The sequence below is a fragment of the Nonomuraea harbinensis genome (genome assembly GCF_019396385.1).
In the GTDB taxonomy this organism is placed as follows: domain Bacteria; phylum Actinomycetota; class Actinomycetes; order Streptosporangiales; family Streptosporangiaceae; genus Nonomuraea; species Nonomuraea ferruginea.
The window spans coordinates 99,949-113,835 of sequence record NZ_JAHKRN010000013.1 but is presented as its reverse complement, the minus strand read 5'-3'; the positions used below and the strand labels follow the sequence as shown (position 1 = coordinate 113,835).

The window sequence follows — 13,887 nt, the reverse complement described above, 5'->3', positions numbered from 1 at the left end:
CGGCCGTACCTCCTGAAGTGCCGGGAATGCCTACTCCCACGTCGTGACGCACGGGGGGTAGGCATGGCGGATTGCACGGTTGTCGTGATCACCTACAACGACGCCCCCCGGCTGCCCAGAGCGGTCCGCTCGGTGCTCGGCCAGACACTGCGCGACCTCGAAGTGATCATCTCCGACGACGCCAGCACGGACGACACCCCCGAGGTCGCGGCCGGGCTGGCGGCGTCCGACCCGCGCGTCCGCTACCTGCGCAGAGAGCGCAACAGCGGCGGCTGCGGCGCCCCGCGCAACGACGGCCTGGACGCCGCCGCGGCCCCGTACGTGATGTTCCTCGACAGCGACGACGAGCTGCCCCGGCACGCCTGCAAGAGCCTGCTGGCCGAGATCGAGCGGACCGGGGCCGACTTCGTGTCCGGCCAGATCTCCCGGCTGTACGAATGGAACGGGCGGCTGCGCCCGTACTACCCGACGCTGTTCGCCCGGCGGCGCGTGGTCGAGGGCATCCGGGAGGACCCGGAGCTGTTCCTGGACTCGTTCAGCACCAACAAGCTGTACGACGTGCGCTTCCTGCGCGAGAGCGGGGTGCGCTTCCCCGAGGACATCCACTACGAGGACCACGTCTTCGCCACCGAGCTGTACGCGCACGCGCGGCGGTTCGCGATCGTGCCGTGGGTGGTCTACCACTGGCGCCGGGCCCGCGGCGCCTCGTCCATCTCGCTGTCGATCGAGGAGATGGACAACGTCCGCCACCGCGTGACCGCCGCCAGGCTGAGCGACGAGGCGCTGCGCCGGCACGGGGCCGCCGATCTGGTGCCCGAGCGGCAGCACCGCTTCCTCCGGCAGGACCTGTGCGTCTACCTCAACCCGCTGCCCTCCAGGGACCTGGTGTGGGTCAAGGAGTTCGCCGCCGTCGTCCGCCCGTACCTGGAGGGGATACCGGCCGAGGTGTACGAGCGGGTGGACCCGCTGGTCAAGGTGTGCTGCCGGCTCATCATGGACGACCGGGCCGAGGACCTGCGCGTCGCCGCCGGATGCCTGACCGGGCCGCGGGCCGTGCCGCGCGCCGCCGTGCAGCTCGGCGGGCGCACCTACTGGGGCACCACGGTCTCGCCCGGCCTGGACATCACCCCGCTGCGCCTGGCCGAGCTGCCGTTCTCGGCGTCGCGGCTGCGGCACGAGGTCACCGAGATCGCCGGCGACGGCCGCCGGGTGCGGATGACCGTGCGCACGTACGATCCCTTCGGCGTGCTGCCGGTGGACTGGGAGGCGTTCCTGAAGCTCGGCGGGCGGCGGGTCCCGCTCCGGCCGCACCCGTCCGGCGACGGCGGCTACGTCACCGAGGTGACCTTCACCCCGGACGGCTCCTGCGAGCCGCGCATCGGCTTCACCCGGCTCGCCGACGGCCTCACTACCACCGACCGGCTCATCGTGGACCCGAAGATGACGCCGATCGAGCTGCCGGGAGCCACGGTCGGCTGCGACGGCCACGCCGCCTACCTGCGCGTGCGACGCTCCGCCCGGCGGCGGGCGCTGCCCGGACGGGTCAAGCGGGCGCTGATCAGGAGGATCAGCACCCCGGCGATGAAGCTGCGCGCGTACAAGCTGATGATCAAGGTGCTGCGGCCGCGCCGCGACCTCGCGCTGTTCGAGTCGGACGTCGGCAAGGGCTGCACCGGCAGCCCCAGGGCCCTGTACGAGGAGCTGCGCCGGCGCGGCCTGCCCGTCGAGGTGGTCTGGTCGGTGGCCAAGGGCCGCGGCGAGGCGCCGACCGGCGCGCGCGGGGTCCGGCGCGGCGGCTGGAAGTACGTATGGACGCTGGCCAGGGCCGGCTACTGGGTGGACAGCCACGGCTTCCCGCTGGACTACCCCAAACCGCGCGGCACCCGCTACCTGCAGACCTGGCACGGGCAGGGCATCAAGTCCATCGGCTTCGACGCGCCCGACCTGCGCGGCGACTTCGACGGGCCGCGCGCGCGGTGGCGGGCCGCGGTCGCCCGCTGGGACGCGCTGATCTCGCCCAGCGCCGAGTTCTCCCGCCGGTTCGTCCCGTCGAACGGCTACACCGGCCCGGTCTACCGGCACGGCACGCCGCGCTGCGACGCGCTGGTCAGGGGCGAGTTCGCCGGTGACCCGCGCACGCGACTGGAGCTGCCCGCCGGCAAGAAGGTCCTGCTGTACGCGCCCACGTACCGCGACCGGGCCAAGAGCAGCGGCCGCTCGGTCCGGGCGGACCTGGAGCTCATGGCCGAGGAACTGGCCGGCGAGTGGGTGGTCATCCTGCGCACCCACCCGGTCGAGCGGTACCGGCCGCCCGAGCACCTGCTCCACTTCGTGCGGCCGGCCGCGACGTACCCGGAGATCAACGACCTGATGCTGGTCTCGGACGCGCTGCTCACGGACTACTCGTCCGTGATGTGCGACTACGCGATCACCGGCAAGCCGATGCTCTTCCTCATCGACGACTGGGACGAGTACCGGCTCACGGAACGGGGCGTCTACCACGACCTGCCGTCCATCGCGCCGGGACCGTGCGTCACCACCACGGAGGAGCTCGTCGACCGGCTCCGCGACCTGCCCGCCGGTCACGCCGCCCACGCCGCGCGGTACGCGGCCTTCCGCGAGCTGTGGTGCGCCGACGAGCACGGCGACGCCGCCGCCAGAATCGTCACGGACTTCTTCGCCGCGAGCCCTTCCAAGGACGCGGGCCCGTCCGGAAACGCGAGCCCGTCCGGGAACGTCCGGCCCGTCGCTTCCTCCGGGTACGCGAGTTCATCCGGAAACCTCGGCACCCCCGCGGACGCGGCGAACGCCGGGCCCGCGCCGGACGCTGATTCCGCGGGGAACGCGGCATGAACGTCGTCTTCGCGTGTCTGGACGCCGACACGCTCGGCGGCATCCAGCAGGTCACGCACACCCTCGCCCAGGGCCTGGCGCGGCGCGGGCACGAGGTGCACGTGATCGGCCTGCACCGGGCCGCGTCGCCCTTCCCCTACGTCGAGCACCCGCGCTACCACCGGCACCTGGTCAGCAGCGCGCCGGTGGGGCAGGAGGGCGGGATCGCGCGCCGGCGGTCCCGCCGCAGGCTGCGGGAGCTGCTGGGCACGATGCGCCCCGGCTACGCGGTCCTCACCTCACCGGGAGTGGTCACCAGGACGGCCGGGCTGATCCCGGAGCACCTGCGGGCGATCGGCCAGTATCACGGCTCGTACGAGCACGCGAGCGGCTGCTGGCACCTGGGCTCGATCAAGAAGCACTACCGGGAGCTGGAGCAGGCGGTGTTCCTCAGCGAGGACGACGCGTGGCGCTTCTCGGAGCAGGCCCTGCTGCCCAACGCCTGGACGCTGCCGAACCCGCTGGCGCACTGGCCCCGCCGGGTGTCGGAGCTCTCGGCGCCGCGCGTGCTGGGGGTGGGACGGCTGGAAGGGGTCAAGCGGTTCGACCGGCTGATCACCGCCTTCGCCCGGTCGGGCGCGCCGCCGCCGTGGGAGCTGCACCTGATCGGCGACGGCGCGGAGCTGGACCGGTTGCGCGCGCACGCCGCCCGGGAGGGGGTGGCGGACCGGGTGGTGTTCCGCGGGCGGGTGCCCGCCGGCGAGATGCCGGCCGAGTACCGCGCCGCCTCGCTCCTGGCGATGAGCAGCGAGCACGAGGGGCTGCCGATCGTGCTGCTGGAGTCCGCCGCGCACGGGGTGCCGGCGGTGGCGTTCGACGTGTCGGGCGGGGTTCGGTCGGCGCGGCCGGTGCTCGTGCCGCCCGGTGACGTGGACGCGCTGGCGGAGCGGCTGGGCTCGCTCACCGGATCGGACCGCGAGCGGCGCCGGCTGGGCGCCGCCGCCCGCGAGCGCGCCGAGGCCTTCCGCCTCGACCGCGTGCTGGACCGCTGGGAGTCCCTGTTCGCGCACCTGGAGCGCTGAACCACACAGGGCCCGCCGGCGGTGACCGGCGGGCCCTTCGTGCTGACGGCGCCGTGCCCCCGCGCCGGCGCCGTCGGTGATCAGTTGTGCTCGGCCAGTTCGGGCGACTCGTTGCGCTGCTGCGGGACGCCCGCCAGCACCCGCTGGCCGCTGGTGAGCAGGGCCGCCACGGGGCTGGGCTCGCGCATCCTGTTGATGCGGTCGCGGAAGCCCTTGCGCAGCCGGCTGGTACGCCGCCTGGCCATCGTCTTGTTGCAGGCCGCCACGTGCTCCTTGGCCGCGCTGGGCGCGCCGGACAGCTCGTAGCCGTTGGCTTCGAGGCGCTCGCCGAACACGTGCTCGCACAGCGAGATCTCCCAGGAGTCCAGCCGCTTGGCCCAGCTCCCCACCCTGCTGCGGGTGACCTCGCCGTGCGTGTTGCTGTGCCAGACCTTGTGCACCGGCACGGCCATGCTGGCTGCCTCGCGCGGCGAGACCATGGCGGGCGAGAAGTCCTCGTCCAGGAACACGCAGAGCTTCTTGAGCTCGGTCTCCGGATCGTCGGTGAGGTCCTCGTACCGCAGCTCGAAGTAGGTGTCCTCGGGCAGCGTCCGGCGCAGCCGCTCCCCCGCGTCCATGGCCTCGGCCCAGGTGGCGATCGCGTGGAAGGAGTCGGCCGTGTACCAGGGCATCTCCTTGAGCGAGGCGACGCAGTCGCGCCCGTCCCTGATCAGGTGGATGAACTGGGCGTCGGGGAAGAGCCTGAGCAGCAGGTCGGTGTGCTTGACGTAGCTGGGCCGCTTGTCGCCCCAGCGGGGCTTGTCGAAGCGGTCGGCGTACATGCGGAAGGCGGTCCCGATGACGGAGCCGAGCGAGCCCGGCCCTTCCACGGCCTCGCGGACGAAGTCGGCCTTGGCGATCTTCAGCTCGCGGAACTTGGTGCTGCGGTCGCCGGCGATCCACTCGGCCAGCGGGCGGCGGCGGGCGGCGTCCCGCAGGTCGCCGAAGACCCGGCGACGGTAGTAGGCGGGAAGGACGAACTTCGTCTCCGGCGCCACCGCCAGCCGAGGGTGGGAGTGGAGCATGAGCTGGAGCATCGTGGTCCCGGAGCGCGGGCACCCGATGACGAACACCGGCCTGTCAGACATTTCGTACTAACCCCCGAAAACTTAGACGAGAACGTGCTCTCGGCTCTCCTGAGCGGCTCCGTGCCTGCGGGCGAAGAGCCACATCCGGTAAACCAGGAAGACCTCGTTGGCGAGAAGCAGGAAACTGGCCGCCGCCGCCACCGGGATCAGCGCCACCACCCCGATCAGGGGCGCGATCACGAACACGGCCGCGTGGAACTCGATCCCGCTGATCAGGTGCGATCGCACCCGGTGGCGGGCCAGGAACGCGTTGAGCCGCTGCAGGAAGCCCGTCGGCACGGGCGCCTCGGCGTCCTCCTCACGCGGCGCCGGCACCAGGTCCGGCGGGGCCTCCTCGGCGTTCCGCTCCCCCCTGATGGCGGCGTGGACCCGCTTCATCTGCGGCGCGTTGACGTACCTGAACAGGTCGAGCACGGCCACGGCGGCGCCGAGCAGGATGTATGCGACCTCCCCCGTGCGCTCGTACTGCCCGTAGGCGAGCCCGGCGGCGCACAGCACCACCCGCACCCGGTCGCCGACGTAGTCGAGCCAGAGCCCGAAGGGCGTCCCCGTGCCCTTCAACCTGGCGATCTTGCCGTCGACACAGTCGATCATGAAGCTCAGGTAGAAGAGCAGCGCGCCGGCCGCCAGTTCGCCCGCCGCCAGGCACACGGCTGACGCCGCGCCGAGGACCAGCGAGAACACCGTGAGGTTGTTGGGCGTGATCTGGGTACGGTTGGCGACCACGAGCGCGACCCGGCAGGCGATCGGGTCCACGAAGTACACCGTCCACCAGGAGTCTCTCCGCTTGCGTGTCTCGTGGACGTCATCGAGCGAATAGGTCCTCATGGACCAACAGCATGACGACCTGCCGTGTTTGAATCTTTACTCTCTGCTACTACTAGAGGATGTCCATGCCTGTTCTTGACCATCTGCCGCCGCAGACGTCATCCGTACAACAGGCGCATGACCCGGCGAGCGGCCCGGCGGGGGCCGGAGAGCCCGCGTGACAGCCGGTAACCGAGCGTCCTGCGGTAGGCGGAGGCGTTGTGGCGGCTGCGCCGCAGGCGCGAGCGCGCCCTCGCCAGCGCGCGCTCGCGGTGCTTGAGCCGGCTCTCCAGCCGGGAGACCCTGGCCAGCGCGACGGCGAGCTGCTCGGCGAGCCGGTCCCTGGCGCGCAGCAGGTCGCGGTACGTCGGCGCCGGATCGTCCGGCCCGGCGGGCGGGCCCAGCTCGGCGTCGAGCCTGCGGGCCAGCTCCAGCTCGGCGCGGTCGCACGGCCTGCCCGCCATGCCGCACAGCGTGAGCGTGAGCTGGTCGCTCTCCAGCGGCCACGGCCACGGATGGTGGTGCCCGGCGGCCAGCAACCGCACCGCGAACCGCCACAGCATCCGGCAGAGCACCACGGCCGGCGGCGGCCCGGCGCCCCCGGGCGGCGGGACGGGGCCGGGGGCGACCGGATGGAAGGACTCCCCGTCCCAGACCAGCGCGTCGGCCGTGGCGGTGACGTCGCCGCCGTCCTCCACCCACTGGGCGAGCGCGGTGAGCAGCACACGGACGGCCCGGACGTCCTCGCGGGCGCAGGCCTCCACGAGCATCTCCTCCACGACCCGGCCCGCCGGTACCGGCCGCGCCTCGCCGCCGGGCAGCCGCAGGGCGATCATCGGACCCGTGCCGTCGCGTACCAGTTCGTGCACGGACGCCCCCTCCTCGACCAGGCCGAGCGGCAGGTTCGCGGACGACGGCTCCCCCCGGGTGGCCACGGCCAGCCAGAGCGGGGCCAGCTCGTCCCCCAGCCGGTGGCGGAACACCAGCCGGGTCAGCCGCAGCGGGTCGGCCGCCGGCATCCGCTCCGCCTCGCTCCCGCTCAGCGGGAAGGTGAGCGCCTCCGGCAGCTCCATGCCGAGCAGCTCGCGGGCGAGCACGGCCCGGGGCGCCCGGCCGTCGGGGTAGGCCGCGTAGCAGCGTTCGGCGCGGAGCCCCGCCGACGCCAGCGCGGCGTCGAGGGTGACCGGCCCGCTCGGGTAGGTGGGGTCGCAGCCGTGCGGCTCCCACTGGCCGTCACGGTCCGGCGGGCGCGCGTCGAGGAGCCGGTCCACCCCGAGGTCGTTGCGCACCCCGAGCACCAGCCGCCCGCCCGGGGCGGCGAGCCCGGCCAGCGCGGCCAGCGACCGTCGCCACGGCACCGCCGGCGCCTCGGCCGAGTGCGTGCGGGCCAGCCCGTCCAGCGCCAGCACCAGGTCGTACGGCTCGTCGGGGTCGAGCAGATCCAGGCGTCCGCAGTGGACGTCGATGCCCGGATGCCGCTCGCCCAGCGCGCACGCGTCGGGGAACGAACGCAGCACCGCCGCCACGGAAACGGCCCGCCCGGCCACCCGGTCGACCAGCTCCATCGGGTGCGGGCCGACCAGCAGGACCCGCGCGGCGGCGGGCAGCAACCGGTCCAGGAGTTCCAGCGCGGCGGCCCGCCAGCAGGTGATCTCACCCGTGTCCGACCACAGCAGCATCGCGCCGCCGATCAGCCGGACGTTGCCCGGCGCCTCGCCCGGGCCCGCTCTCAGCTCGACGCCTTCGGCGCCGTCGATCACGCGCATCGGACCCGCTTCCGGCCGGGAACGCGGGAGTGACCGTACCAGTGGTTGGAATCGTGCATGGTGTCCCTCCGTGCGGTTGGCGCGCCCCGTCGAACCTTCGCAGTCGCCGATCAGCGCCACGCGTCCTTATACGCTTCCCTTACTCCCCCAGGGGACGCGGTTTCAGTTGACGCCCGGCTCAACTACACTTTGTTGCGTTCTCAACACGGAGAGTGCATGCACGTGGTGGGTGTCAGCGGCCGGGCGGTGACGTGATGCTCGACGTCAGGTTCCCCGCCGGTCCGCCCGTCACCGTCGACCACCTGCTCGACGAGGTCATGGCCGGGAGCCGCCTGTCCGTGGGCGACGACCGCATCCTCGACTTCCTGGTCGCGTTCGGCCGGCTGCTGCTCCGCCCGGCGCTCGCGCGCCGCCATCCCGAGCTCGGCACGCTCGGCTCCTTCCTGCGTCCCGGCGAGCTGCTGCGCACCATCGACGCGCTGCGCGGTGATCATGTACGGATGCCGCGCGGCCTGGCGTTCCACGTCCCGCCCGCCGACGTCGACACCGTGTTCGTCTACTCGTGGGCGCTGTCGGCGCTGACCGGCAACCGCAACGTCGTGCGGCTGTCCCCGCGCGCGGGTCCCATGGCCGCCACGATCGTCGACGCGCTGCAGGAGGCGCTCGACGACGCCGACCCGGTGGTGGCCGCCACCCAGCGGATCATCTGCTACGACCGCTCCCCCACCATCACGGCCGCCCTCTCCTCGGCCTGCGACCTGCGCGTCATCTGGGGCGGCGACCGGGCGGCGCACGAGATCCGCCGGCATCCGCTGGCCCCGCACGCGCGGGAGCTGACGTTCCCCGACCGGTCGTCGTTCGCGGTGGTGCGGGCCTCGGCGTGGCTGGGCGCGCCGCGCGCCGCGCGGGCGGCGGTGGCGGAGGGGTTCGTGAACGACTCCTACTGGTTCGACCAGGCGGCCTGCTCCTCGCCGCGCACGGCGTTCTGGGTCGGGTCGCGCGCCGACTGCGACGCGGCCCGCGCCGCCTTCGCCGCCTGCCTCGCGCTCGCGGTCGAGCGGCGCGGGTGGGCGGTCGACGCGGCCATGGCGGTGCAGCGGCGGGTGGCCGCCTACGAACGGGCGGCCGACCTCCACGACGACGCCCTCGCGCTCGCCACCGCGATCACCGCGCCCCGGCGCTGGCTCGGCGCCGGCACGTTCGCGCACGCCAGGCTCGGCTCCCTGGCCGAGCTGATCCCCCTGGTGGGACGGCGCGACCAGACGATGACCCACTTCGGCTTCTCCCGCGAGGAGCTGATGGAGCTGGCCCATGCCCTGGCGGGGCGGGGCGTCGACCGCATGGTGCCGTTCGGCGACGCGCTCAGCTTCCACCGGGTGTGGGACGGCATGGACGTCGCGAGCGAGTTCACCCGTCTGGTGACGGTGTTCGCCTGACACGGGTCGATAACGAAAAACGGTCCAAGAGTCCGCGACCTGCGCCTTCTCCCGAGCATGATCGAACACGTGGAGGCACGGGCCGTAGGGTGTTGGCTGTGCTGATTCATGGCTTGCTCGCCGGGTCGCTGGCGCTGAGCGGCACCCCCGCCACCACCGCCCAGGCGAAGATCGACTGTGCCGAGGTCAAGTGTCTGGCGCTGACCTTCGACGACGGCCCGGGCAAGAGCACGGCGAAGCTCCTGCGCATCCTCAAGAAGGAACGCGCCAAGGCCACGTTCTTCCTGACGGGCAAGTACGTCGACCAGCGCCCCGCGCTGGCGAAGCGGACGCTCGCCGAAGGACACGCGATCGGCAACCACACCTACTCCCACTTCTCGCTGACGCCCCGGCTCGACGACGAGATCTTCGACGACATCAAGGCCGGCCAGCAGGCCATCAAGAAGGCCACGGGCCTGACGGCGACCATGTTCCGGCCGCCGTTCGGCCACACCGACGAGCGCGTGCTGCGCATCGCCGACGAGCTGGACCTCGCCGAGGTGAAGTGGACCGGCACGACCCACGACTGGGCGCTGAAGGACAAGAAGAAGATCAAGGCCAAGGTGCTCAGCCTGGCCAAGCGCGACGGCATCATCCTGATGCACGACACGGTGCCGCAGACCGTCCAGGCCATGCCGGAGGTCATCAGGGAGCTGAAGAAGCGGGGCTACCACCTGGTCACCGTGCCGCAGCTCTACAGCGGCAAGCTGCGGTCGGGCGTCAGCTACCCGTAGGTCCCGTGGCTCATTTGCGGGAGAGCCACGGGACCCCCGGCTAGCGGAGGGTGAAGGCGCGCAGGCTGGTCTGGGTGACGCGGTCGCCCGCGGCGTTCCAGGCCTCGGCCCGCAGGCTCACCGCTCCCTTGGTGGCGGACAGACGGGGATAGGTGACCGAGACGGTGTAGACGCCGTCCCGGCCGCGCCGGACGTCGGCCGGGGTCCAGCTCGCGCCGTCGTCGGTGCTGGTCCACAGCTTCAGGCCGGAGACGGCCGGCACGCGCCCGGTCGTCGGCGAGTGGTAGACGCGGGCGCCGAAGGTGTGCCGCCTTCCCGCCGGCACGCTGTTGTCCAGCCCGATGCTGTCAGTCAGGTCGTACGAGACGAACACGACCTGCTCCGGCCGGCACGGGTCCGTGATGCCGAACAGGGCGCCCAGGCAGTGCAAGCCCTGGGTGGCGTCCTCGGTCACGGACCGGGAGCGGAAGGTCCACTCCGCCGTGGTCCTGTTGCCGGGGTCGTCGAGGGTCAGCCGGTAGTCACCCGCCTCCTTCGGCAGGACGAACGACGGGAGGCCGCCCGTGTCGCCGGCCGGGATCTCCGTGCCGTCCCTGAACAGGCGGGCACCACCGATGTACGTGTCCCCGAACTGGCCCGGAGGCCCGATCAAGGTGTAGGGGGCCCACAGGACGTCACCCTGCCGGCAGATCGGGCAGAACCCGAGTCCCTGCCCGTCGGCCGCCCGGCGGACGGGTTCCGACGCGGTGAAGGCGCCCGGTGTGAACGGCCCGGCGTTCCATCGCTGGGTGAGACGGCCCGGCTTGTCGAACACGTGCATGGTGCGGAGCAGGTTCCGCTCCTCGCTGCTCGTCTGGCGCACGACGACCACCTCGGGGTCGATCGGGCCGACGTACTCGGTGCGCCTGTCCGGAGCCCGGACGATCGGCAGGTAGGCCGAGTAGACGTTCCGCTGGTCCTTGGCCACCGGCCAGGAAGAGGACTCGTAGTCCATGGGCGTGCCGGAGTGGTAGTGGGTGTCGATGGCCGCCAGCCGCCGATCGGTGATCTTGTACGTCATGGACGCGGGAATCCGGTCCCGCTCCACGGGGTGCAGCTGGTAGGCGTAGGGCGACTTGGGCGTGCCCTTGACGGTGATGGTGACCGGTCCCTTCGCCAGCCGCCTGATCAGCTCCTTCGCCTCGGCCGGGGCCACCGTCACGTAGGGGATGCCGACCTCCGTGCTGGTGTCGCCCTGCTCGGCGTACACCGGCTGGGGGATGAGCGGCCCGAACCCGCAGGATCCGAACGGCGCCGACGGCCACATCAGGACCCCGGCCGCTCCCGCGTCCCGGATCCTCCGGAAGATCTCCACCCGTCCGCCGCAGTCGCCGCCGTCGTCGAGCAGCGCCAGCCTGCCCCGCAGATCGAGGCCGGCCAGGTTCTCGCCCACGCCGACGTTCACCAGCTTCGCCTTCAGGTCACCGGTGAAGGGAACCTGTTCCATGGGAGCGCCCCTGGCGATCTTCCCGGCGTGCGGCCAGACCGCGGGGTTCAGCTTGAGCGGGTCCCGCCCGCGCACCTCCATGGTCACCTCGGGCAGGGCGAGGCCCCAGCTCGTGGTGAAGAGCAGCTTGCTCCTGGTGAGGCGCTTGGTGGGGGTGATCCAGTGCTGGTAGAAGGGCGCGGAGGACGTGTAGCTCCACCAGGAGACGCCGTTCTTCATCGTCTGCTGGACGTGGGTGTACGTCTGCGACTCCGGTGACGACACCGCCCGCTTGGGCGTGTCGAAGCGGATCTCCCGGAGTTCGCGGCCGTCGAGCGTGACCTCGGTGTCCCCGGCGACCTCGACCTCCGGGTTCACCAGCCAGGCGGTGCTGGGCACGTACGTCACCGGGTCGATCCAGGAGAGATCGCTGGTGACGCTGTAGACGCCCTGCGGCACCATGACGCTGATGACGCCGGGCGACTCCGCCCGGGCACGGCCGGCGAGGTTGCCCCGGTCGCCGGTCACGTCGATGACGGACAGGATCTTCGGATCGACGGGAGCGCCTTCGCGGTCGAGGAAGCGCATGGTGAGCTTGACCTTCGGCGGCTCGCGGAGCAGGCCGACGGGGACGGTAAGCCGGGTGCCCCGGTCGTCGGTGGCGGTGACCGCGCCCGTGTAGGCGCCGATGGGCAGGTCCGCCGGGGAGAGCGTGACGGTGGCCGTGCCCGTCTGGCCTGGCGCGATCGTCAGCGTCCCGTCCACCGTCAGGACGCCCGCCGGGACCGCCTCACCGGCGGTGGTCGCCAGCGCGGGGGTCAGGGTGAGGGTCACCGGCTGGTCCGACGCGTTGACGTACGCGAGCTCCTTGCTGACCGGGGCGGCGCCCGCCTCGACGTAGCCGTAGTCGAGGTTCGCGGTGGCCGCGTGGAGTCGCTGGGTGACCGCGTTCGCCAGGTCGAGCCGGCCCGATCCGCGCTCGTACACGGTCAGGCCCACGTCCTTGGCGGTGCTCATCAGCGCCGTCTTGAGCTGGGCCGCCGTCCAGTCCGGGTGCCGCTGGGCGAGGATCGCCGCCGCGCCGGCGACGTGCGGCGTGGCCATCGACGTGCCGTTCGCCGACGTGTACGCCTCGCCGGTGGGGGTGCCCATGCTCGTCCCCGCGGCGCGGGCGGCGACGATCTCCGCGCCGGGGGCCGCGATGTCCGGCTTGAGCGCGCCGTCGGTCCGCGGGCCGCGGCTGGAGAACCCGGCCAGCTTGTCGTCCTTGTCGGTGGCCGCGACGGTCAGCGCGGACCGGGCGGCGCCCGGCGTGCCGACGCTCTCGGCCTGGCCGGCGTTGCCCGCGGCGACGACGAACAGCGCGCCGGTCTCGGCCGTCAGGTTGTCGAGCGCCTGGCTGAGCGGATCGGCGCCGTCCGTGGGGCCGCCGCCGAGGCTCATGTTGACGACCTTGGCGCCGCTGGTCGCGGCCCACTGCATGCCCTCGATGACGTCGCTCCACTGGCCGTCGCCGTTGTCGTCGAGCACCTTGCCGACGGCGAGCTCCGCACCGGGCGCGACGCCCTTCTGCCTGCCGTCGGAGGCGGCGCCGCTGCCGGTGATGGTGGAGGCGACGTGCGTGCCGTGACCGTGACCGTCCTTCACCGTCTCGACCCCGTCGACGAACGACCGGGCTTCGGCGACCTTGCCGGCGAGATCCGGGTGCGTGTCGTCGATCCCGGTGTCCAGGACGGCGACCTTCACGCCGGCGCCGTCCAGGCCGGCGGCCCACGCCTGCGGCGCGCCGACCAGCGGCACGCTCCGGTCGAGGTCGGCCTCGACCTTGCGGTCGAGCCACACCTTGGCGAGCCCCGCGCCGAGCGTGCCCGCCGTCCGTGCCTCGGGCGTGCCGCCCAGCACGGCGGACCAGAACGCGGCCGTCCGGTCGTGCGGCACGGCCAGCGCGGCGCCGTTGATGCTGTCGAGCGTCGCGGTCGGGGTGCCGGCCGGCAGCGCGTCGGCGGCGGCCCCGCGGTTCCCGGCCTTCCCGGGGTACTGCACGATCACCGGCGTGTACGTGTCGTCCGCGTAGCCGTGCTCGGCCAGGTACTTCACGTCGAAGAGCGCGCGGTCGACGCGGCCCGCCGCGATCGCGGGCAGCACGTCGTCGGGGTAGACGTAGAAGCCGTCGGGTCCGCCCTGGCCGTGGAAGGTGGGCAGGGCATGGCCGGGCCTGGGCGCGGCCTTCGCCTCGAAGCGGTAGCGACCGCCCTCGTCGGTCAGCGTCACCTTGTCGCCGGTGATGAGGGTGATCTCGTGCTTGCCGGGCTTGACGCCGTCGAGGGTGATCGGCGCGGCGGCGGGCTCCTTCCCGGCCTTCTCGTCCGCGGCGGCCGGCGCGTGCACCGCCGTCGCGGCCATCGCGAGCGCCGCGACGGCCGCGACCGGCCATCGTCGGCGCACGCCGGTGAAGATCTTCATGGGGGGTTCTCCTGGGGGTGTCAGAGCGGTTCGTCCTCGTCCTCGGCCGTTTCGGGCGGCGCGTCCTCGTCGGCCGGAGAGTCGTCCCGAAGGTCGCCCGGAGGGGTCTTCACGCAGCGAGCTTGCGCGAGTCCAC

General features: G+C 72.7%; 8 protein-coding genes. 4 read left to right on the top strand and 4 right to left on the bottom strand.

All coding sequences use genetic code 11. The features are described from left to right. Positions 1 to 63 precede the first annotated feature (63 nt). Positions 64 to 2,853: a bifunctional glycosyltransferase/CDP-glycerol:glycerophosphate glycerophosphotransferase gene (locus KME79_RS16460; RefSeq protein WP_219545160.1), complete on the top strand. Its 2,790-nt coding sequence runs from the start codon at positions 64 to 66 to the stop codon at positions 2,851 to 2,853. After that, a complete protein-coding gene (locus KME79_RS16455) occupies positions 2,850 to 3,914 on the top strand; it encodes a glycosyltransferase (RefSeq protein ID WP_219545159.1) in 1,065 nt (354 codons plus the stop codon). The genes KME79_RS16460 and KME79_RS16455 overlap by 4 nt, the downstream gene beginning before the upstream one ends. An 80-nt stretch (positions 3,915 to 3,994) precedes the next feature. On the opposite strand, the gene KME79_RS16450 is transcribed toward KME79_RS16455, so the two are convergent. The 3 genes from KME79_RS16450 to KME79_RS16440 all read right to left on the bottom strand — a co-directional run bounded on the left by KME79_RS16450 (position 3,995) and on the right by KME79_RS16440 (position 7,614). Next, positions 3,995 to 5,041 carry a sulfotransferase family protein gene (locus KME79_RS16450; RefSeq protein ID WP_219545158.1) on the bottom strand — a complete coding sequence of 349 codons (1,047 nt, stop codon included), beginning with the start codon at positions 5,039 to 5,041 and terminating at the stop codon, positions 3,995 to 3,997. A gap of 21 nt (positions 5,042 to 5,062) precedes the next feature. Next, positions 5,063 to 5,869, bottom strand: coding sequence for a CDP-alcohol phosphatidyltransferase family protein (locus KME79_RS16445; RefSeq protein WP_187281624.1), 807 nt, complete (start codon positions 5,867 to 5,869; stop codon positions 5,063 to 5,065). 98 nt (positions 5,870 to 5,967) lie between these two features. Further along, positions 5,968 to 7,614, bottom strand: coding sequence for a hypothetical protein (locus tag KME79_RS16440; protein ID WP_219545157.1), 1,647 nt, complete (start codon positions 7,612 to 7,614; stop codon positions 5,968 to 5,970). 254 nt (positions 7,615 to 7,868) lie between these two features. Here KME79_RS16440 and KME79_RS16435 point away from each other — a divergent pair, with 254 nt between their 5' ends. Both KME79_RS16435 and KME79_RS16430 read left to right on the top strand, forming a co-directional pair. Then, positions 7,869 to 9,050 carry an acyl-CoA reductase gene (locus KME79_RS16435; RefSeq protein WP_219545156.1) on the top strand — a complete coding sequence of 394 codons (1,182 nt, stop codon included), beginning with the start codon at positions 7,869 to 7,871 and terminating at the stop codon, positions 9,048 to 9,050. Between the two features lie 98 nt (positions 9,051 to 9,148). Further along, positions 9,149 to 9,823: a polysaccharide deacetylase family protein gene (locus KME79_RS16430; RefSeq protein WP_219545155.1), complete on the top strand. Its 675-nt coding sequence runs from the start codon at positions 9,149 to 9,151 to the stop codon at positions 9,821 to 9,823. Positions 9,824 to 9,863: 40 nt separating this feature from the next. On the opposite strand, the gene KME79_RS16425 is transcribed toward KME79_RS16430, so the two are convergent. Then, entirely contained in the window at positions 9,864 to 13,751 is a 3,888-nt protein-coding gene (locus KME79_RS16425; protein WP_219545154.1) for a S8 family peptidase, read from the bottom strand. Positions 13,752 to 13,887 lie beyond the last annotated feature (136 nt).

What these genes read in the sequence shown, in the direction of transcription:
- KME79_RS16460 (WP_219545160.1), top strand. Translation starts at nt 64, where the DNA reads ATGGCGGATTGCACGGTTGTCGTGATCACCTACAACGACGCCCCCCGG.
- KME79_RS16455 (WP_219545159.1), top strand. Translation starts at nt 2,850, where the DNA reads ATGAACGTCGTCTTCGCGTGTCTGGACGCCGACACGCTCGGCGGCATC.
- KME79_RS16450 (WP_219545158.1), bottom strand. Translation starts at nt 5,041, where the DNA reads ATGTCTGACAGGCCGGTGTTCGTCATCGGGTGCCCGCGCTCCGGGACC.
- KME79_RS16445 (WP_187281624.1), bottom strand. Translation starts at nt 5,869, where the DNA reads ATGAGGACCTATTCGCTCGATGACGTCCACGAGACACGCAAGCGGAGA.
- KME79_RS16440 (WP_219545157.1), bottom strand. Translation starts at nt 7,614, where the DNA reads ATGCGCGTGATCGACGGCGCCGAAGGCGTCGAGCTGAGAGCGGGCCCG.
- KME79_RS16435 (WP_219545156.1), top strand. Translation starts at nt 7,869, where the DNA reads ATGCTCGACGTCAGGTTCCCCGCCGGTCCGCCCGTCACCGTCGACCAC.
- KME79_RS16425 (WP_219545154.1), bottom strand. Translation starts at nt 13,751, where the DNA reads ATGAAGATCTTCACCGGCGTGCGCCGACGATGGCCGGTCGCGGCCGTC.